Source organism: Streptomyces lacaronensis, assembly GCF_047337785.1.
GTDB lineage: Bacteria > Actinomycetota > Actinomycetes > Streptomycetales > Streptomycetaceae > Streptomyces > Streptomyces lycopersici.
In genome coordinates, this window is the sequence record NZ_JBLHDK010000003.1 from 9,472,689 (window position 1) to 9,491,781 (window position 19,093).

At 68.5% G+C, this 19,093-nt stretch carries 14 protein-coding genes and 4 pseudogenes; 5 read left to right on the plus strand and 13 right to left on the minus strand.

Annotation, left to right across the window (positions count from 1 at the left end; genetic code table 11):
• Positions 1-28: 28 nt before the first annotated feature.
• Genes ACMTAK_RS41230 through ACMTAK_RS41240 form a run of 3 tightly spaced genes read right to left on the minus strand, consistent with a single transcriptional unit; the run spans position 29 to position 5,487 of the window.
• On the minus strand, positions 29-1,633 hold the full coding sequence (locus ACMTAK_RS41230; protein WP_413810864.1) for a flavin-containing monooxygenase: 1,605 nt from the start codon (positions 1,631-1,633) through the stop codon (positions 29-31).
• Between the two features lie 51 nt (positions 1,634-1,684).
• Positions 1,685-2,833, minus strand: coding sequence for an FAS1-like dehydratase domain-containing protein (locus ACMTAK_RS41235; protein WP_413810865.1), 1,149 nt, complete (start codon positions 2,831-2,833; stop codon positions 1,685-1,687).
• Entirely contained in the window at positions 2,833-5,487 is a 2,655-nt protein-coding gene (locus ACMTAK_RS41240; protein ID WP_413810866.1) for an acetate--CoA ligase family protein, read from the minus strand. Before ACMTAK_RS41240 ends, ACMTAK_RS41235 begins: the two co-directional genes overlap by 1 nt.
• Positions 5,488-5,650: 163 nt before the next feature.
• On the opposite strand from ACMTAK_RS41240, the gene ACMTAK_RS41245 reads away from it, so the two are divergent.
• On the plus strand, positions 5,651-6,439 hold the full coding sequence (locus ACMTAK_RS41245; protein ID WP_413813157.1) for an IclR family transcriptional regulator: 789 nt from the start codon (positions 5,651-5,653) through the stop codon (positions 6,437-6,439).
• Positions 6,440-6,445: 6 nt separating this feature from the next.
• Here the strand turns inward: ACMTAK_RS41245 and ACMTAK_RS41250 are convergent, their stop codons facing one another.
• The 7 genes and pseudogenes from ACMTAK_RS41250 to ACMTAK_RS41280 form a co-directional block, all read right to left on the minus strand.
• The gene (locus ACMTAK_RS41250) at positions 6,446-6,751 is read right to left on the minus strand and encodes a nuclear transport factor 2 family protein (RefSeq protein ID WP_413810867.1); all 306 of its coding nucleotides are present in this window, start codon (positions 6,749-6,751) and stop codon (positions 6,446-6,448) included.
• A 37-nt stretch (positions 6,752-6,788) separates the two neighbouring features.
• Positions 6,789-6,905 (minus strand): annotated as a pseudogene (locus ACMTAK_RS41255) (SDR family NAD(P)-dependent oxidoreductase); the annotation flags it as partial.
• Positions 6,906-7,018: 113 nt separating this feature from the next.
• Positions 7,019-7,951: an SDR family NAD(P)-dependent oxidoreductase gene (locus tag ACMTAK_RS41260; protein ID WP_413810868.1), complete on the minus strand. Its 933-nt coding sequence runs from the start codon at positions 7,949-7,951 to the stop codon at positions 7,019-7,021.
• Between the two features lie 70 nt (positions 7,952-8,021).
• Positions 8,022-8,792, minus strand: a complete 771-nt coding sequence (locus ACMTAK_RS41265; RefSeq protein ID WP_413810869.1) for an SDR family NAD(P)-dependent oxidoreductase — start codon at positions 8,790-8,792, stop codon at positions 8,022-8,024.
• 59 nt (positions 8,793-8,851) lie between these two features.
• Positions 8,852-9,811 carry an isocitrate lyase/PEP mutase family protein gene (locus ACMTAK_RS41270; RefSeq protein ID WP_413810870.1) on the minus strand — a complete coding sequence of 320 codons (960 nt, stop codon included), beginning with the start codon at positions 9,809-9,811 and terminating at the stop codon, positions 8,852-8,854.
• Complete coding sequence (locus ACMTAK_RS41275; RefSeq protein WP_413810871.1) at positions 9,808-10,335, minus strand: cupin domain-containing protein; 528 nt, start codon at positions 10,333-10,335, stop codon at positions 9,808-9,810. The genes ACMTAK_RS41270 and ACMTAK_RS41275 overlap by 4 nt, the downstream gene beginning before the upstream one ends.
• Before the next feature lie 1,210 nt (positions 10,336-11,545).
• Positions 11,546-12,283, minus strand: a complete 738-nt coding sequence (locus tag ACMTAK_RS41280) for a glucose 1-dehydrogenase (protein ID WP_413810872.1) — start codon at positions 12,281-12,283, stop codon at positions 11,546-11,548.
• Positions 12,284-12,482: 199 nt separating this feature from the next.
• Between ACMTAK_RS41280 and ACMTAK_RS41285 the strand changes: the two genes are divergently transcribed.
• Positions 12,483-13,088 carry a TetR/AcrR family transcriptional regulator gene (locus ACMTAK_RS41285; RefSeq protein WP_413810873.1) on the plus strand — a complete coding sequence of 202 codons (606 nt, stop codon included), beginning with the start codon at positions 12,483-12,485 and terminating at the stop codon, positions 13,086-13,088.
• Between the two features lie 180 nt (positions 13,089-13,268).
• Here the strand turns inward: ACMTAK_RS41285 and ACMTAK_RS41290 are convergent.
• Positions 13,269-13,412, minus strand: a pseudogene (locus ACMTAK_RS41290) (ISAzo13-like element transposase-related protein); the annotation flags it as partial.
• Between the two features lie 690 nt (positions 13,413-14,102).
• On the opposite strand from ACMTAK_RS41290, the gene ACMTAK_RS41295 reads away from it, so the two are divergent.
• On the plus strand, positions 14,103-15,053 hold the full coding sequence (locus ACMTAK_RS41295; RefSeq protein ID WP_413810874.1) for an alpha/beta hydrolase: 951 nt from the start codon (positions 14,103-14,105) through the stop codon (positions 15,051-15,053).
• A 121-nt stretch (positions 15,054-15,174) separates the two neighbouring features.
• Here the strand turns inward: ACMTAK_RS41295 and obgE are convergent.
• Positions 15,175-15,679 (minus strand): annotated as a pseudogene (obgE, locus tag ACMTAK_RS41300) (GTPase ObgE); the annotation flags it as partial.
• Between the two features lie 16 nt (positions 15,680-15,695).
• Positions 15,696-16,788 (minus strand): annotated as a pseudogene (locus ACMTAK_RS41305) (integrase core domain-containing protein).
• Between the two features lie 428 nt (positions 16,789-17,216).
• Between ACMTAK_RS41305 and ACMTAK_RS41310 the strand changes: the two are divergent.
• Positions 17,217-17,732, plus strand: coding sequence for an ArsR/SmtB family transcription factor (locus ACMTAK_RS41310; RefSeq protein ID WP_413810875.1), 516 nt, complete (start codon positions 17,217-17,219; stop codon positions 17,730-17,732).
• Positions 17,733-17,735: 3 nt separating this feature from the next.
• Positions 17,736-18,830 carry a serine hydrolase domain-containing protein gene (locus ACMTAK_RS41315; RefSeq protein WP_413810876.1) on the plus strand — a complete coding sequence of 365 codons (1,095 nt, stop codon included), beginning with the start codon at positions 17,736-17,738 and terminating at the stop codon, positions 18,828-18,830.
• The last annotated feature ends 263 nt before the right edge of the window (positions 18,831-19,093 follow it).

Consider the following 19,093-nt stretch of genomic DNA (forward strand, 5'->3'; position numbering starts at 1 on the left):
GACCGGTCCGCCGACCGGCAGGTCCGGGTCAGCTGGTGAACTCGAGCCCGTCGTACTTCTCACCGAGGCGCTCGTCGACGTCAGCGACATAGCGGTCGAACCCGCCCGCGTACGGCAGGAAGAAGCGCGACCCGTCGTACCGGTTGACGTGCACCATGTAGTTGTCCACAGCCCGGCGGAGCATCGGCTCGGCGATCTCGTTGCAGTGGTCGCCCCACTTCTTCTCGGCCTCGAGGGTCGGCTCGACGCGCTCGGCCCTCGCCTCCTGGGCGTAATCGATGATCTTGCCGACGAGGTCGACGTGATAGTTGTTCAGCGTGAAGAAGTTCGCCAGCACGCTGGGGCTCTGGATCCCCGTGAGGGTGAACAGGTTGGGGAAGCCGTTCGACATGAGCCCCAGGTAGGTCTGCGGCTTGTACGTCCACCGGTCGCTGGGCTGCTGCCCGTGCTCGTTGCGGACGTTGGCCTGGTCCAGGGCGCCGGTGAACGCCTCGAACCCGAGGGCGAACACGATGACATCGACCTCGTACTCGGCCTCCCGGGTCTTGATGCCGGTCGCCGTGATGCGCTCGATCGGGTCGTCGCGCATGTCGACGAGCGAGACGTTGTCCTGGTTGAAGATCGGGTAGTAGCCGGTGTCGATGACCAGTCGGCGGGTGCCGAGGGGGTACGACGTCGGCATCAGCTTCGCCACGGTCTTCGGGTCGTCGACCTGCTGAGCGACCTTGCTGCGCACGAACTGCGAGACCACCTCGTTGATCTCGATGTTCGTTCCCTGGTCGGTGAACGTGCTGAGCAGGCACTGCCCGCCGAACGCCCACCGGGTCTCCAGGATCTGCAGGCGCTGCTCGGGCGAGTAGTCGACGCCACGGCCCGCGGGTGGCGGCAGCACATACCCGACCGGGGTCGCGTAGCTCTCGTCGCGGAACTCCAGGACCTTCCGCGACAGGCGCTCCTTCTTCACCGGGTCGGCCGGGCGGTTGTGCGCCGGGACGACGTAGTGCGGGGTGCGCTGCATGACGTAGAGGTGCCCGGCGGTCTTCGCGATCTCGGTCGCCGCCTGGACGCCCGAGGAACCCGTGCCAACGACGGCAACCCGCTTGCCCGCGTAGTCGACAGGCGTCTGCGGCCAGTGGGACGTCTGGTACCACTCGCCCTCGAAGTCGCCCAGGCCCTCGAACTCAGGGTCCCTGGGACGGGACAGATTGCCCGTCGCCATGACCAGGTAGCGCGCTCGCACCGCGCGGCCGGTGTCGGTCGTGATCAGGTACCTGTTCTCCTCCGGCTTCCACTCCGCCGACGTCACCCGGGTGCTGAGCGAGAGGTTGCGGCGCACGTCGAGCCGGTCGGCGACATAGTTCAGGTAGCGAAGGATCTCGGGCTGGGCGGCATACCGCTCGCTCCAGTCCCAGCCGGTGTAGAGCTCCTCGTCGAACATGTACGAGTAGCTGTCGCTCTCGAGGTCGACGCGGGCGCCCGGGTATGCGTTGTGGTACCAGACGCCGCCCACACCGGGCGCCCCCTCGAAGCCGTGCACGGAGTGCCCCAGCTCGGCGAAGCGGTGCAGGGCGTAGATGCCGCCCATCCCCGCGCCGACCACGACGACCGAATACTCCTCAACCTGACGGTTCACTGGACACTCCTTCTTCAGCGCACGTCCTCGGGCACTGGGGGTACCGGCCGCTCAGGCCTCGGGCAGGGAGACGATCGCGACGGCGGTCGTGGTCTCGACGCCCAGCTGGTTGACGGCCTTGAGCGTGAGCTCGGCGCAGGCGCCGTGCGTCTTGTCCTCGAATACGCGGGTGACCTCGCCGCCGATCCACTGGGTGTCACCGAAGACACCGGGCTGCTTGATGCGCACGGAGATCTTCAGGAGGTCGGCGTCGTCGCCCATCCAGTTGGTCACGCAGTGCGCCATCCAGGACACCCGCTGGTTGCCGTTGTCGTAGGCGCCGGGCATTCCGATGGCGCGGGCCATCGCGGCGTCCTGGTGACCGAGGCTCGGGAACGGCTCGGACAGGAAGTGCTCGGGACCGAGGTTGGTCGGCGCCAGCGGGTGGCCGTTGCGCACACGCTCCTGCTGGCGCACGCGCGTCTCGACGCCGCGGTAGCCGGCGGTGCCGATGGCACCCGCGTAGTAGGCGGTCATGGTGATCAGGTCCAGGGGACCCTTGACGACCTTGGGGATCACGTCACCGACGTGCACCGTGTCGGCGAAGCGGGCACGCGGTCCGCGGACCTCTTCGGCGAGGATCTCGGTACGGATCTCGGCCAACTCTTCGTCGGTGTACAGGTGCGGGTCGCGGGGCTCGTGCATGCGTGTGCTCTCGGTGCTGCGAGCGACGCACACGATCGTGTTGCGCACGGTGCCGACGAGCTCCTCGCCGACGAAGTAGTCGGTGCGGCCGACCTGTTCGACCAGGCGGCCGGAGCGGCGGCCCTCACGCTCGCGCACATCCTCGACGAAGGAGCGGGCCCTGATGCGCTCGCCCAGGCGGATCGGGCGGTGGAACTCGACGTCGGCGCCGAGGTGGAGCGCCTGCAGCCCCTCGGACATACCCATCGCGAGCTCGGCGTCGCAGATCGAGTACAGGAAGGTCGGCGGGGCGACACGGGTGGCGAAGCGCGTGTTCCTCGCGTACGTCTCATCGAGCCACAGAGGGTTCTCGTCACCGATACCCCACGCGTAGTGGCGGATCGTGTCGGCGCTCGCCTCCTCGTTCCACTGGACGACCACGGCCGACTGGCCGATGAAGCTCTTCATGTAGGCGACGTCCTCGTCACTGATCTGCTTGCTGGGGACGGCCTTGCCGGTGGGGGCGGTGGTGGTCATCAGTTGGTTCCTTCCGGAGTGAGGTGGACAGACACGACGGCGTCGACGACCGAGACGGTCGCCGTCTCGGGGTCTGCCAGGATCGGGTTGAACTCGAACTCGTGGACGTCCCCTCGCTGCTCCGCCCACGCGATGAGGTCCATCACCGCGTCGGTCAGGGCGTCGAGGGTCTGTGCCCCGGGGGCTTTGCGCAGTCCGGCGGCGACGACGCGCACTGCGGCGATCGCGTCGCGTACCTCGGGGCGCGAGGTGGGCAGCGGCAGGATGCTGATGTCGTCGATCGCCTCCGTCATGCCGCCGCCGGCGCCCAGGACCAGCACGGGGCCGAACTCGGGGTCGCGGCGCAGGCCCACGAGCACCTCGGTCTTGCCGGGAGCCATGGTCTGTACGGAGATCGTGGCGCTCTCGGACTGGATGGCGGTGAGGCGGGCTGCCGCATGACGCGCGGCCTCGGTGCCGTCGACGCCGATGAAAACGCCCCCTGCGTCGGCCTTGTGGAGGATGTCGGGGTCGTCGATCTTGATCGCGACTGGGAAGCCGATCTCCTCGGCGGCGCGGACGACGGACTCGACGTCGCGCACGGCACGGCTGACCGGCACGGGGACCCCTGCCGCGGCGAGCTCCTCGGCGATCTCGCGGAACGTGAGGTGCTCGGTGCCGCCGGCAGCGGCCACCGAGCGCAGGGACGTGCCGACGAGCCGACCGCGCGTGGCACGTGTGCGCTGGACCTTCGACCACGAGGCAGCGGACGCGATCGCGTCGAGGGCGCGGGTGGCGGTCGGCAACGCGATTGCTCCTGCGGCGCGCAACACCTGCGCCTGCTCGTTCGTGACGCGGTCGTCCTCGGATAGTGGGACGATGGCGAGCCGCACACCCTCCGGGACGTCCATCGCCGCGATGCCGGCGACGAGCTCGTCGAAGTCGTGCGCCAGGCGCGTCGCGGTGACGATGACCCACCCGCCCGTCGAGGTCGTGACCACGCTGTTGACGATGCGTACGTAGTCGGCGGTGGTCAGCTGCACGCCGACGTCGACGGGGTTGCCCACGTGGTCGCTGCCCACGGCCTCGGCGATCCTGGCGGCCGCCTCGGTACCGAGGTCGCGGAAGACGAGGTCGCGGTCCTCGGCGAGGTCGTTCCAGAGGACGGCCTGTGCTCCGGAGGTGGTGACGACCGTGAGCTCGTGGTCGTCTCCGGCGAGCCTGCCGGCGAAGACATCGAACGTCTCGGTCAGATCGAGGAGCTGCTCGGGCGAGGTGCACACCGTCCCGAAGCGGTGGCGCAGGACGCTCTGGGCGACCCGGCCGCTGCCCGCGAGCTTCCCGGTGTGCGACTGCGCGCCGAGCGCACCGCGGGCGGAGCGCCCGAGCTTGAGCACCGCCACGGGGACGCCGCGCTCGCCGGCTGCCGCGGCCGCGGCCTCGAGGTCGTCGCCCGGGCGGAAGCTCTCGACGATGGAGGCCAGGACGTGCGTGTCCTCCTCGGCGGTGAGCCAGTCGACCCAGTCGGTGAAGCCCAGCGAGATCTCGTTGCCGGAGCTGCTCCAGGCGCTCAGCCCGCTGACGCCGCGAGCGACCAGGGACTGCATCAGCGCGTTGCCCAGCCCGCCGCTCTGGCTGAACAGCGCCACGTGCCCGGCCGGAAGAGGGGTGCGCTGCAGGGCTGACGAGAACGTCGCGGTCAGGGACCGGCCGACGTGCATGAAGCCGATGCAGTTGGGGCCGATCAGGCGGGTGCTGCCCCCGGCGAGCACCGAACGAATCTGCTCGTCGCGGTCGTGCCGGCCGGTCTCGCCGAACCCGCTGGCGAAGACGACGGCGAAGGGGACGCCCATGGCCACGGTCTCGCGCAGGTCCGCGATCACGCGGTCTGCGGGGCCGACGAGCACCGCGACGTCCGGGACCTCGGGCAGGGCGGAAAGCGATGGGTACGTGGGGATCCCGAGCACCTCGTCGTGGAGGGGGCTGACCGCGTAGTACCTCCCGTCGAACCGGAGCCGGGACAGGTAGTCGAGTGTGCGGCCCGACGTCTTCCACGGGTCGCGGGAGGGGCCGACGACGGCCACACTCTCGGCGCGGAGGGGGTTGTCGATCCGGGGCGTCCGCGGGCCGGCCCGGTCGGGCTCCCTGGCCCCGGCGGTCCGGCGGACCTCGCCGGGGCGGCGCACGTTGGGAACCTCGATCGCCTCGATCACGGCACCGAGATCCTTCTCAGTGTCGAAGTAGGCGAATCCGCCATCCCCGTTCAGGCCGTAGCCCCGGGCCGTCTGGGTCACGTGGTACCCCGACTCGGCCATGCGGGCGATCGCTCCGTCCAGGTCGTCCACGAAGACCCCGAGGTGGTGCAGGCCGACGTGGCCCTCATCGAGGAAGTCCTGGTAAATGCTCGGGCCGGCGAGCGGCTGGATGAGCTCGACCTGTGGGCTGGAGCCGCCCATGGCGAGCAGCATTTCGAACCTGCCCTCGGCGTCGCCGTAGCGGGACCAGCGCAAGAACTCAGGTGTGTAGTGGTAGCAGGTCCACTCCTCGATCCCGAACATGCGGCCATAGAGGTCGAGCGCGGCGTCGAAGTCATTGACGAGGATTCCGATCTGCCCGACGTCACCGATCGGCGTCGATGCGATGGGAGGGACTGCCAGCGGCGGCGTAGCCGTCATGGTGTCTCCAGTTCCGCCTGGAAAACTATCGCAATGCGATAGAGGCTTTCGCGATGAGGCATTCCTAGTGGGCGGCGGAGCGTGGTGTCAACGGATGTGACAACCGTATTGCGAATCGATGTCGCCCAAACTTTCACCATGTGAGTGATATTCTGGCGGGGTGATGGCCAGAAACTCTGAATCTGACCCTGCGGCACCTCGCGACCTGGTCCAGTCGGTCGTCCGGGCCCTCGACATCGTCGACATCGTCGCCGAGAGCGACACGCCGCTGCGTGCGCAGGTCATCGCGCAGCGCGCGGGCCTGCACCTGGCCACGGTGTCCCACCTGCTGTCCACCCTCGTGTACACCGGCTATCTGCAGCGCCAGGAGCGCGAATACAGCCTGGGGGGCGGCAAGATCCTCTCCCTGAGCTCACGTGTCGAGGCGGACTGGCGGCCCAGCCGGCAGGCCTACGACATGCTGGAAACCGTCGTCAGCGCGACCGGGGAGACGGCCTACCTGTCGGCGTGGCACGACGGAGACGTGACGATCGTGGCGATCCAGGAGGGGTCACATTCGGTGCGCGTGGCCGACCTGCGCGTGGGGGTGTCGGGAGACATCCATGCGCGTGCGTCGGGCAAGGCACTCCTCGCGTACGGCGCGCCCGCAGCCGTCGACAGGCTCGGGGATGCCGACGGGAAGCTGCCGGCACGCACCGAGAACACGGTGACATCCCGCGAGGCACTCGTCGCCGAACTCGAAAGGACGCGCGAGCGCGGGTACGCGATCGACGAGCAGGAGTACGTGACTGGTGCGTGCGGGCTCGCGGTCCCGATCTTCGAGGGCGCGCGGTGGCCGCAGACGGCCCTCTCGATCACGACGCCCCTGCACCGCTACGAGGACCCTGAGCACCGCGAGCTGTACGTCAAGGCCCTGCGCAGGGTGCGGGAGCTGGACGCGTCGATGGGCTGAACTTGCTCATTGGGCGAATTCGGTGGGGGCGCTCTTGATCCAGTCCTTGTAGACCGGGTCGTCCTCACGCCAGGCGTCCCAGTACGAGACCCGGGGGACACCCACGATGCCCCAGTCGGTGTTGGTCTCCCTCACGTCGATCCAGTCCCAGACGCAGGTGCGATGGAGGATCTTCCACTCTCCGTCGCGCTTCTCGCACAGGTCGCGGTAGCGGCCCGCCTGATACATCGTCATGCCGGTCTCCTTGAAGGGCACGACGCAGATGAACATCGACTCGCGCTTGGCACGGTTGCCGTCGATCTCGGACGTCACCGCCCAGTTCGTCCGCGAGTTTCTTGCCGCTCTCGACGTCCAGGTCGGCGACGACAACCTTCGCGCCCTCTTCGACGAACTTCCGGACGTGTGCCTCGCCGATTCCCTTCGCGCCGCCGGTGATGATGGCGACCTTGCTGTCCAGGATGCCCATGGCTCTCCTCCTTCCGTCTGCGTTGCACCTGCTGGCTCTCGCTCCACCGTCAGGGCGTCGGCGCCGCACCTTGCTCACCGGGCCGACCTACTTTTCGGCAACGGCCACCGGACTCACACCCTCTCGACGTTCGCCGCGTCCTCCGGCAGCACCGAGTCCAGCTCGGGAGCGAGGTGCACCATCTGGTCACGGAACGACTCGCTCGCGTTGTGGAACACGCGCAGCTCGCCGTTCTTCGTCAGGGCCTCGGCCTGTTCGACCCACGCCTCGGGCGTGGCCGCCGCGGCATCGACGCGTTCCATGCCCGCGATGGCCACACGGCCCGCCGCGACACCCGCGATCTCAAACGTGTCGGCGTACGTGGTGGTGTCCTGGTGGGCGAGGTAGGTCACGAAGGCTGACACCGCCTCCGGCGGGACGTTCTTCTTCATGGCCTCCTGCACCACGGGATTCGGGAACGCGTCCTGCGTCATCGGCGTCCAGGCCACGGGCATGAGCGTTGTCACCTGCACGCCGACCTCGCGTGCCTCGACCGCGAGACCGATGCTTAGGCCCCACACCGCGGCCTTGGCCGCGGAGTAGGCCGAGTCGAGCGGCACACCCATGAGGCCGTTCGAGGAGATGTTGATCAGACGACCCGTGCCCGAGGCTATGAGGTGCGGCATCGCGGCGCGCGACACCTCGACGACGCCCTTCACCGCGACGTCGAAGACGCGCCACCACGTGTCGCGGTCCATCTCCCAGAACGCGCCGAACGCGTTGATGCCCGCGTTGTTCACGACGATGTCGAGCCGGCCGTAGGCGTCGATCGCGGTCTGCACGATGGCCTCCGCGCCGGTGACGACGTTGTTGGTTTCGACCACGGCGGTTCCGCCGTCAGCGGTGATCTCGGCGACGGCCGAGGTTGCGTTGTCCGCGTTGAGGTCGTTCACGACGACGCGCGCGCCGCGCGAGGCGAGCATCTTGGCGTGCGCGCGACCCATGCCCTGGCCGGCGCCGGTGACGAGCGCGACTCGGCCGCCGAAGTCGAGGTTCTGTGCAGTCATGTCCCTGCTGCTCCTGAGGAGTTCTACTGTGTCTGGGCGGGGCCGCTACTGCGGCCCCGCAGCGGGCCGTCTACTTGCCCGCGACGTAGCCGCCGTCGACCGGCAGCGTCACGCCCGTGACCATCCGCGCCTGGTCGGAGCAGAGCCACACGACGGCGTTGGCCTGGTCCTCCGGCTCCGCCAGCACCCCCATTGGGATGCCCGCCAGGATGCTGTTCCTGAACTCCTCGCCGGGGTTCTGCTCGAAGGCGTTCATCATCATCGGGGTGGCCGTGGAGCCAGGGGCGAGTGCGTTGACCCGGATCCCCTTGGCCCCGTAGTCCATGGCGACGTTCCGAGTCATGCCGACCACGCCGAACTTGGCTGCGGTGTAGGGCGCGTTGTAAGCGATGCCGATCAGCCCGGCGCCGGAGGCGGTGTTGACGATCGCCCCGCCCCCGTTCTCCTCCATCGCGCGCACCTCGTGCTTCAGACAGTAGAAGACGCTGTAGAGGCTGACCTTCATCACGCGGTCCCAGACCGCGCTGTCCATGTCGCCGATCGGCGCGAAGACGCCGTTGGTGCCCGCGTTGTTGAACGCGAAGTCCAGTTTCCCGAAAGTGGACACCGTCGCGTCGACGAGCGCCTCGACCTGCGCCTCGTCACTGACGTCGCAACGCATGAACGCCGCGGTGCCACCCTCCTTCTCGATCATCGCGACCGTCTCGGCACCGGCCTTCTCGTCGATGTCGGAGACCATCACGGAGGCTTGGGACCGGGCCAGGGCGACCGCGGCCGCCTGTCCGATCCCAGACCCCGCGCCGGTCACCAGACCGGCCTTGCCACTCATCGAACTCGTCATGACTCAGACTCCCTTTTCGGATGGGCTGCGGCGACGCGGGTGGGACGCCGGGGGGCTCGTCAGTACGTCTCTCCTGCGTGCAGGCTGCTCTGGTAGTCGCGCTGCGCGTCCTGCGGGAGGTACTTCTCCTCGATGCGACGCACCTCGTCGGAGGAGGGACGGCCGAACATGGCTCCCCAGCCGATGTCGTACTTCGTCCCGGCGTCGCCGGTCACCTTCTGGAGGTACTCGGGGAAGCCCGTTGCCTCGCCGCTCTCGATGGCGTCGACCATGAAGTGGTAGACCTCGCGGACCCCGGGCAGGAAGACGGGCAGTGACTGCACCGCCTGCCCCATCGCCGTCATCTCGGCGACCGTCCGGGTCCCGATCAGCGGGACACCGACGACGTACGCGGGGCCAGGTGTCTCCTTGAGGGCGATCTCGGCCTGCTCCCACGTGTGGAAGCCCTCGTAGAAGATGACGTCGGCGCCGGTCTCGGCCTTGTAGAGCTGCGCGCGGCGGATCGCCTCATCGAGGCCGCCGCCGGCCGCCCCGTACCCATCGGTGCGCGCGACGATGACGAAGTCCTCGTCGGACTTGTCACGCGCGTCGCACGCGGCGTTCAGCCGACCGATCGCCTCGACGTCGGAGACGAGTTCGACGCCTGCGACACCGCCCGACTTCTTCGGCTCGCGCTGGTCCTCGATGTGGATGCCCGCGACACCGGCGTCGATGAACTCCAGCACCGTGCGCTGCACGTTGAGGGGTGCACCGTAGCCGGTGTCGCCGTCACAGTAGATGGGGATGTCGGCAGCGCGTGCCGTGCGGCGCGCGAGGTCGACGACCTCGGTCATGGTGAGCCAGCCGACGTCGGAGATGCCCTGCCACCAGGCCGACGCACCGCCGGAGAGCTGGAACGCACCGAAGCCCGCGTGCTGCGCCATCTGCGCGTGGATCGGGACCGAACCGAGCGGCAGCAGCTCGGTCTTCTCGCTCTCGAAGACCGCGCGCAGCGCCTTGCCGGGTGAGGTCGGGCTCATGCTGCGGCCCCCTCGGCGGTGTTGAAGCCGACGGTGACGACGACGTAGACGCAGTCCTCGTCGTAGGGGTTCTTCCAGGCGTGGGGCACGCCCGCCATGACGAGCAGGTCGCCGGGCACGAGGGTGCGCTTCTTGCCGCCGGGGAGCACCAGGTCGACCTTGCCGGAGATGACGACCTCGTAGTCGATGGTGTCGCTGGCATGCATCCCGGCGTCGCTGTCGTCGCCGGTCGCGGACATGCTCTCGTCGAGGGTCGAGGCGTCGACCTCGCCCGACGAGTGCGCCGGGAAGCTGCTGATGCCGAACGTGGACCCGTTCGGCCCGGCCAGGGCGACCTTGGCGGGCGGCGCCCCGAAGGAGGTCCTGCTGTGGCCACCCTCGACGGCCCAGTAGAAGGCGCCGGAGGACACACCGGGGAAGTCGAACTCGGCGGCAGGGCCCGGGGCAAGGAAGTCTGCCTCGCCGGCCTCGTTCTGGCCGGCGACGACCAGGCGAAACTTCTTGGGGTCGGGGAACGTGCTCATGTCTCTGCGCTCCTCTGTTGAAGGACGGGGAAGGGGTGGGCCGTCATGGTGTCTCGGCGCCGGGCCAGGGGGAGGTGTTAGGCGTGCAGGACGATCCCACGCATCAGGGGGGACGGTGTCGCAGAGTCTCTACAGGGCCTCGGCGATCACCTCGGGGGGCCGCCCAGCGGGGGCAGGCCGAGGCCCTGGGGGATGTGAACGGACTCGTCCGGCCGGGTCGTTGCTCTGCTTGTAGATGTCCCGGCCCGGCTGCGGGCGTCGCCCTTCACGGAGATCCGCTGCCAATGCACGGCTCTCTCCCCGTCGCCCATGCCTCGACAGACACGTACTCCCAGGCTTCCTGCTGGTGTCCTGGCACGCGAGGTGGACGCCTGCCCACAGGGCGGCCCCTGCCAGGATGGGGTGTATGTCACGCTGGGCGGTGTGGTTCGTCCCCAGGGATGCGACAGCAGTCATCCTTCTCTCCACTCCGTCGTGGTGTCCTGGCAGGAAAAGCGGGGCTGACGGCCACGCCTGGCCCTCCTTGGCACGACGGTAGGCGCTGTCCATGGGCACCCAGTCACGGTCAAAGGCGCCATCAGAGCGGGAAATTGCGCCACCTATTCGCGTACTCGTTTCTGAGTGGCTGCGGCAAGATTTGCCCAGATGGAGAACACCTCGGTGTCATGGCCTGCACGTCCGCTGAGCAGCGGCGGAGCAGTCGGGTGTCGGCGCACAAGTGAACGTGGCCCTGGCAAGATTCTCGTGAAACGCCACCGCGCCGGTGACGCTCCGTTACGATTGGCGGCAGTCTCGGTGAGTGTGATGACGTCGTATACCGTTTTCGCCTCTGGCAGGGGCTGCCGAATACGGCCCGCTGGATCGTCACCGCGCCCTCCCGGCGTGGCCTGCACTTCGGCGAGTCACTCAAGGGACTCCTTGATCACTGCCCGGATGTGGACCGCGCCCACGGCCTGGTGCCAAGGCCATCCGCGGGGCGATCTCGTCGATGCCCACTCCGCGCGGGCAGGGCTGTGAAGGTCTTCCGGACAATCGCCGTTCCGAAAGCGATCTGACCCACGGGCATCGTCCCGCGCTCACGCAGGTTGTAGCACTGCGGGAAGCCGCAGGACCCTTTCGCGTCTTACGGGCGGCGAACCTGTGCCACTGCCAGATCTCCACTCACTCTATGACAATGCAGAGCGCACACCGGGCCGAATGCGCTTCCGAGTCACGCGGCGGTGAAGCCACCGTCCACGATGAACTCGGCACCGGTCGAGAAGCTGGATTCGTCCGAGGCCAGGTAGAGCACCATCGCCGTGACCTCCTCGGGCTGGGCCGCGCGATGCATCGGGGTGCCCAGGATCATGGGGTGGTCGTCCTCGAAGCCGAAGCCCTGGGTCATCGGGGTCGCGATGACGCCCGGGTGGACGGAGTTGACGCGAATTCTGTCGGGGGCCAGCTCGATTGCGCCGGCCTTGGTCATGCCCCGCACGGCGAACTTCGACGCGCTGTACGCGAGGCCGCCGGAAGCTGCCACGATTCCGGCCAACGACGAGATGTTGACGATCGAGCCGCCACCCGCCCGCCGCATGGAGGGAACGACTGTCTTCATCCCCAGGAACACGCTGACCTGGTTGATGTCTATGACCTTGCGGTACTCCGCCTCCGACATCTCCACCAGCGGGGTGACATGGCCTATGCCGGCGTTGTTGACGAGGATGTCGACCGGCCCGAAGGACTCCTCTGCGGCCGCGACGACCCAGTCCCAGCCGGCGGCGTCGGTGACGTCGTGGGCCAGGAAGCGCGCCTTGTCGCCCAGCTCGGTGGCGAGGGCCTCGCCCTCGTCCTTGAGCAGGTCCGTGATTACCACGGACGCGCCTTCGTGTACGAAACGCCAGGCATGCGCGGCACCCATGCCGCGTGCCCCACCGGTGACGATGGCGACCTTGCCCATCAGACGTCCCATTGCTGCTCACTCCTTCGTGCGGGGCTCAAGACCCCTGGTGCGGTCGGACTCCTGTATGCCGAGCGATCGCGTGCCACCGTACTCCTACTATTGAGCACATGCGCAATAGTGCTCGGATAGGCTACTGAGCAGCACACAGGGCATGGAGACGCAAGTGGATCCACGAGCACGCAGAACGCGGAACAAGCTGCGCGAGGCAGTGACCAGCCTCGCCGCCGAGCGCGCCATCGGAGAGATCACTGTGGCCGACGTGGCCCGCCGCGCCGGAGTGACGCGCAACACCGTCTACAATCATGCCCCCACCCCCACGGCACTGCTCTGCCAGTTCCTGGGCGAGGAGATCGACGATCTCTCGAACGTCTTCCTCGACAAGGTCGAGAGCAACTCCGCAGTGGACGTTCGCGCGGCCCTGCACTCGGACATCGAGGCTCTACTGCGCCATGTCGCCCAGTACGCGACGATCTATGAACAGGCCTTCGCCGGCGCGACAGCTCCGGTCATGAGTGATCTTCTGGCACAGCATTGCGCCCACGGGATGCGTGTGTACATCACCCGGCACCCGGAGCTGATGCCCGAGTACGAGAAGCTCGCCGACAACCCCGAGGGGCTGGCTCTCGCGGCCGAGATCCATGTTGCTTTCGTGTCCCGCGGCGCGGTCGGCGCCATTTCGGCCTGGCTCCGAAGCCCGCCTCCGCACAGTGTCGAAGCGGGTGCCGTCGCGCTGCTGAATTCCCTGCCCGGGTGGTGGTATGGCCGGCCCGGACAGGCCCGCGAACGGGGCCCCTCCGAGTCTGGGGCGGCCTAGAGTTCGTCCGCTGGCGGGTCGGAAGACACCGTCTCCGCGGGCGTCAGCGGTGACCGCCGCGGGTGGTCGCTGTGACCGCCGCGGTCGTGCCGCCGACGGCGGATCAACTCCACCGCGAAGGCAGTGGTTGAGCGGTCGGTGCCGATGTTGACCCCGGCTGCCCGTCGGCGAGGAAGGCGTCGCGCCGACAGGGTGCCCCGTGGCGGTCAGATGCTCGGCCAGGTCACGAAGCGAGGCGGTGGTCCAGCGCAGCACAGATGCCGGATCGCCGAGCACGCTCGGCTCGATCAACGCGTTCAACGCCGCCTGTAGTCCGGGATCGGTCGTGGTCAGTTCCTCGCCGCCGCGCGTGCAGGCGCTGCAGGGCCGCCTCGCACTTGACACATGACGCTGCGTCGGTTCCCGGCGGAACCTTCACACCGTGCCCCTACCCGCACACCGGTCCACAACCAGCAGACCGCTGCCTCCTTGCATGAAGTCGGCGGCCGCCGCTCAGTAGCGCTGCTGAGACGGAAGCCCCGCAAGCATCAGAAGTCCCGCCCGTACCTCTGTCCTGCGCCATCAGCGGCAGTGGGAGGCGTTCGACGCCTTTTCCGGCCTTGTTGGCGTCGAATACCGTGCCGGTCCGATGCGGACGGCGGGTAACCTGAGCCGTGGCGAATGTGGGCAAGGACAGCGGCGCACTGGCACTGAGGATCATTCGGCTAGGTTTCCGCGACGCCACACATCCGTTGCGGACGACCCTGCCGATCACCCCCGCTTCTTAGCCCGACAATCCCAGATCAGGACCACCCCCACATCCCTGCCCGGCCGGTCCCACGTGCAGGCTGGGCGTGACCTCAGGAGCTCGAGATCTTCGCCCGCTCCACGTTAAATGCCTGGTAGAGCACAGGCTGGCCAGAGTCACGACATGGGTAGCCACGCCGAACTGCGACCATCTCGAGGCGATGTCAGCAGCTCCCAGCTCGCCGCTTGTGTCCACCACGCGCTCGTCCAGCAAGGAGTTGCACCGTTTTGGAGCCCACCGAATCGGCCGACCCGCAGTTTCCCCCCGCAGATTGGACTGGCATATCCGACCGGGACCGTCTTGCCTACGCACATAGCTGCTCAGGTGATGAACCCTATGAACTCGGCGAAGAGTCCCAGCACCAGACCGGAATCCCTCGAGGGCAGATTCACGAGGACCGGCTCCGCGACTGCACTGTCTACCCCGGGGTGCCGCACCGCTACTGGGTCTACGTTCCCGTCCAGTACGACGGCAGCGCCGACGCCTCACTGCTGGTCTTCCTGGACGGCCAGATCTACCTCAGTCCGACAGTCAACACACCAGCCGTGCTGGACAACCTCATCGCCGCCGGCGACATACCCGTCACGATCGCCGTCGTCGTCGAGCCCGGCCCCAACGGTCCCGGCCTACCGGTGTACGGCGGATCCGACAACAGGAGCAGGGAGTACGACTCGCTCGGTGGCGACCACGCGAGATTCCTCCTGGAGGACCTGCTCCCCGGCATCGAGCAGAGCTACCGCGTCACCGCCGAGCCGGGGCGCCGCGGGATCTGCGGGATCAGCTCGGGCGGGATCTGCGCATTCACTGTGGCATGGGAGCGCCCCGACGCGTTCGGCAACGTCATCAGCCACTGCGGCAGTTTCACCAACATCCGAGGCGGTCACGCCTACCCGTCCCTGATCCGGCGAAGCGAAAAGAGGCCACTGCGGGTGTTCCTTCAGACCGGACACAAGGACCTCAACATCGTGTTCGGCGACTGGGAGATCGCCAACCGTGATATGGCCGCAGCCCTCCAGTACCGCGGCTACGACTGCAAGCTGGAAGTCGGCCAGGGTGGGCACACACCCCTGCATGGCGCCGCGATCCTCCCCGACACCCTCCGATGGCTCTGGCGCGACGACGACGGCGCCCGAAACGACGTGCGGGAGGCAAGAAGGCCACCAACTGACCGTTACTGAAGGGCAGGGGGGCGCTCGCCCATCCCTTGCGCGCTGGGTTTGCATCGGCCCGCTCAACTCCCCGGATGTGAGTACGCCCGGGTCTGTACGCTCGCCGGGTCTTCCAAGGGTTTCGTAGCCGGTTCGGGACCAGCCTCGTGAACGGGTAGTCCGCGATCTTCGGCTTCGCGGCGGAGAGCACCGAGATCAGCGAGGAATTGCCGACGCTCGTCGCCCGGCACACCGAGCAGCGCGAAGCCGGGCGCCTTGCGGAGGGCCGAGGCGAGCGTCGCGTTGCCGAGGCCGCCCTGCGCGGCGACGAACGTGGTGCCCTGACCGACCAGGTCGGCCAGCACATTGCCCTGCTTGTCGAGGACGACGGTGCCGTCGGGGACCGGCAGGACCAAGTCCTGGCCGTCCTTGCCGGAGCGGTGGTCGCCCGCGCCGGGCGCGCCGTCGGTCGCCTTGCGGTGCGGCGAGTGGTGGTAGTCGAGCAGCGTCGTGACGTCCTGGTCGACGACCAGGATCACGTCACCGCCACGGCCGCCGTTGCCGCCGTCCAGGCCGCCGAGCGGCTTGAATTTCTCACGGTGGACGGAGGCACAGCCGTGGCCCCCGCTACCCGTGGGGACATTGCGGGTGCCGATAAATCATCCGCGCAGCTCAGGCGGCGTGCTGGTACTGGTGGAGCGTTCCGCCGAGCCGGTCTCGTCTGTGGACTTCCAGGTGGGTGAGCTGGGCTTGTTGGGGGATGGGTGCGGGTAGTGGGCGGCATGGGGCGGCGTTTTTCAGTGCCCGGTGCGGGCGGTGTTCGTTGTAGAAGGCCTCGTACTCGCGCAGAGCGTGGAGGAGGTGGCTCTGGTTCCAGATCAGGGTCCGGTCCAGGAGTTCGCTGCGGCAGGTTTGTATCCAGCGCTCGATCAGGGAGTTCATCCGGGGTATCCGAATACCGGTGGTGACGACCTTGAGACCGGCATCGGTCATCAGGGCGTCGAAGGCGGTTGTGAACTTCGAGTCGCGGTCGCGGATCAGGAACCGTGCCCTGCTGCCCGCGTCCTCGAGGTCCATGAGGAAGTTGCGTCCGAGCTGCACGATCCAGTTCCCGGTCGGATGTGCGCTGGCGCCCAGGATCCGGATGCGCCTGGTGGTGTGCTCGATGACGGCGAAAACGTACAGGCGCGCGCCCATCAGCGTGCGGACTTCGAAGAGATCGCAGGCGAGAAGGGCCTCGGCCTGGCTGCGGAGGAAGTCGGCCCAGGTGGTGTTCCGCCGTTCGGGTGCGGGTGGGATGCCGTGCTCGCGGAGGATCTCCCAGACGGTGGAGGCGGCGACCTTGATACCCAGTGCGGCGAGTTCGCCGTGGATCCGGCGATATCCCCACGAGGCATTTTCCCTGGCCAGACGCAGGACGAGGGCACGGATCGAGCGGATGGTGCGGGGGCGTCCACGCCGCTTGGACACGCAGGTCGCGGCATGGCACCGCCTGAGCAGCTCCCGATGCCAGCGCAAGACCGTCTCGGGGCGGACCAGCAGCAGAAGGTGCCGCAGTCTGTCTTTGGGCAGGTGGTGCAGAAGGCCGGCGAGGACAGCGCGATCACTGTCATTGAAGGCATTGCTTGCCGACCTGACGCTGCAGGACCAGCAGTTGATGCCGGAGCACCAGGATCTCGATGTCCTTGTCTCTGTCGCTCATCGGCAGGAGACGTGGGAACGCCAGGGTGTTGGTCGCGGCGAGGTAGGCCAGGCGCAGCAGCACGAGAGATCATGATGCCGTCGGGGCCTTGTACAGGTGAAGACCTCGGGGCGAGCGTCGGCCAAAGTCGAAGATCTCTGAACAAGCTCTCACCTGCGTGGATGATTTACCGGCACCCGCAAGGCCACCTGACTCGGGATCAGCCCGTCAGGCCCGGCCAGTCGGCCCAGGCGGGGCGGTGACCAGGGTGTTGCTCCTCTGGCGCGGAGCCCAGAGCCGCGCTGGATCAGATGTCGCGAAAGGGATTTGGCGGCCGAGTGACCGGAGGGATGCGTGGCCGCAGGGCCCTGACCAGCAGTGATGACCGCATCGTCGGTCATCGGTGTCCTGCGCCTGTGGGACGAAGCGGCGTTGGTGGAGCTGGATGGGATCGCGGTGCTGTCGTAACGATCCCCTTGCTCTGTTATTCCGTAATAACGTAACCTCGGCCCATGGCCGATGAGTCCCTCGATGAGCGGGTCGCCGCGCTCGAAGAGCGGGTGACGCGACTGGAGTCCGCGCCGCCGGAGGCAGACCGGGACGAGGTGTTCTGGGCGCTCGAGGGGCTGCGCCGACGGCTCACGGGGCAGGGGCAGGTGCTGTTCACCGGCGCGGTCGACCTGCCCAACGGCGAGCACTACGAATGGCAGCAGGGCGCGGCGGCGGACGGGCTGCTCGACGCGGACTGGTCCGAACACGCCGCGCCGTACGCCGCGCTGGGCCACCCGGTGCGGCTCACCCTGCTGCGGGCGGTGCTGCGCGGCACCCGCTCCGCGGCCGAGCTGCAGGAGACCGCCGGGCTGAACACCACCGGCCAGCTCTACCACCACCTCAAGCAGCTCACGGCGGCCGGCTGGCTCCAGGCCGAGGGACGCGGCCACTACCAGGTGCCTCCGGGCAGGGTGGTGCCGCTGCTCGTGCTGCTGTCCGCCGTGGTGCCGACAGGAAACCGAACGACGGGGGAGTGACCCATGGACCGACGGAAATTTCTTACCGTGGCGACGGCGGCGACGGGCGTATCGCTGTTGCCCGGGACCGCCGCCGCGGCCGACGGGACCCTGCCCGCGCGGATACGGCGTCAACTGGGCCGGGCGCTCGCCGCCGGCAGTCCGAGCGCGGTCTGCGGGGTCATCCACGGCGGACGTACCTACGTGGCGGGCGCGGCCAAGGACGGGGAGGCACCGGCACCGGACGGCCGGACCGTGTTCCAGCTCGGCTCGATCGGCAAGACGCTCACCGCCACCGCCCTGGCCCGCGCCGTCTGCGCGGGCGAGACCCGCCTCGACGCACCGCTCGTCCTGCCCGCCCGCTTCCCCGTCCCGCGCAAGGGCCCCCGGCGGATCACCCTGGCCGATCTGGCGACCCACACCTCCGGTCTGCCCTCGCTGCCGCCCAACCTCCTCGCCGGAGCGGATCCCTACGATCCGTACGCCCGCTACACGCTGGACGACCTGGCCGCCGGGCTCGGCGAGACAACCCTGGACACCGAGCCGGGCAGCACATACGCCTACGCGAATCTCGGCTTCGGACTGCTGGGCCAGGCGCTGGCCTTCGACGCCGTGGACGCGATGCTGTGGCGCCGGGTGGCCGCGCCGCTCCGTCTGTCGGACACCACGACGACCCTGCGGCCGGACATGGCCTCCCGCAAGGCCGTCGGGCATCTCGACGGGGAGGCCGTTCCCGACTGGCACGACCGGGTGCTCAGCGCGGCGGGCACCTCGATCTACAGCACCGCCGATGACATGCTGCGCTTCCTGGGCGCCCAACTCCGCCCGGAGCGCTCGCCCTTGCGGGCCGCCATCGAGCTGACCCAGCGGCCTCACTTCACCGTCGACCGCGACCTGCGGCTCGGCCTCGGCTGGCATCTCAGCCCGCTGCCCAGCGGCCGGACCATGACCTGGCACAACGGCAGCACCGGCGGATTCAGCACCTGCGCGGCGTTCAGCCGGGAGAGCGGGACGGCGGTGGTGATGATGGTGAACACCTTCAGCCAGGAGACCGGGTCCGGGGCCCGCCCGGTCGACGAGCTCACCATCGCCCTGCTCGGCGAGCTCGACGCGGACTGAGCCGGATCCCCGCCCCCGACGCCGTGACGCCGGGGGCGGTGGATGCGGGAAGGTGGCCCCACTCGCCGAGTGAACACGTCGTACCGCTTCTCGCTCCGCCCCGGCGCCCGGCGCCGTACCGCCGCCTCGGAGCTGAGGCGAGCACGAGGACAACGGTCCGGAGCACCGGTCACAGCGGCGGTAGAGACCTGGTTCGTGGTGGTCGGCCGCGACCGGACGGCACGAGGCTACGGGTTCGCACGCGATGCGCACCCGGCTGATGG

Excerpts from the sequence above, each read along its gene's own strand:
- ACMTAK_RS41240 (WP_413810866.1), bottom strand. The coding sequence starts at position 5,487 with ATGACGGCTACGCCGCCGCTGGCAGTCCCTCCCATCGCATCGACGCCG.
- ACMTAK_RS41280 (WP_413810872.1), bottom strand. The coding sequence starts at position 12,283 with ATGGGACGTCTGATGGGCAAGGTCGCCATCGTCACCGGTGGGGCACGC.
- ACMTAK_RS41235 (WP_413810865.1), bottom strand. The coding sequence starts at position 2,833 with ATGACCACCACCGCCCCCACCGGCAAGGCCGTCCCCAGCAAGCAGATC.
- ACMTAK_RS41265 (WP_413810869.1), bottom strand. The coding sequence starts at position 8,792 with ATGACGAGTTCGATGAGTGGCAAGGCCGGTCTGGTGACCGGCGCGGGG.
- ACMTAK_RS41245 (WP_413813157.1), top strand. The coding sequence starts at position 5,651 with ATGGCCAGAAACTCTGAATCTGACCCTGCGGCACCTCGCGACCTGGTC.
- ACMTAK_RS41270 (WP_413810870.1), bottom strand. The coding sequence starts at position 9,811 with ATGAGCCCGACCTCACCCGGCAAGGCGCTGCGCGCGGTCTTCGAGAGC.
- ACMTAK_RS41275 (WP_413810871.1), bottom strand. The coding sequence starts at position 10,335 with ATGAGCACGTTCCCCGACCCCAAGAAGTTTCGCCTGGTCGTCGCCGGC.
- ACMTAK_RS41310 (WP_413810875.1), top strand. The coding sequence starts at position 17,217 with ATGGCCGATGAGTCCCTCGATGAGCGGGTCGCCGCGCTCGAAGAGCGG.
- ACMTAK_RS41315 (WP_413810876.1), top strand. The coding sequence starts at position 17,736 with ATGGACCGACGGAAATTTCTTACCGTGGCGACGGCGGCGACGGGCGTA.
- ACMTAK_RS41260 (WP_413810868.1), bottom strand. The coding sequence starts at position 7,951 with ATGACTGCACAGAACCTCGACTTCGGCGGCCGAGTCGCGCTCGTCACC.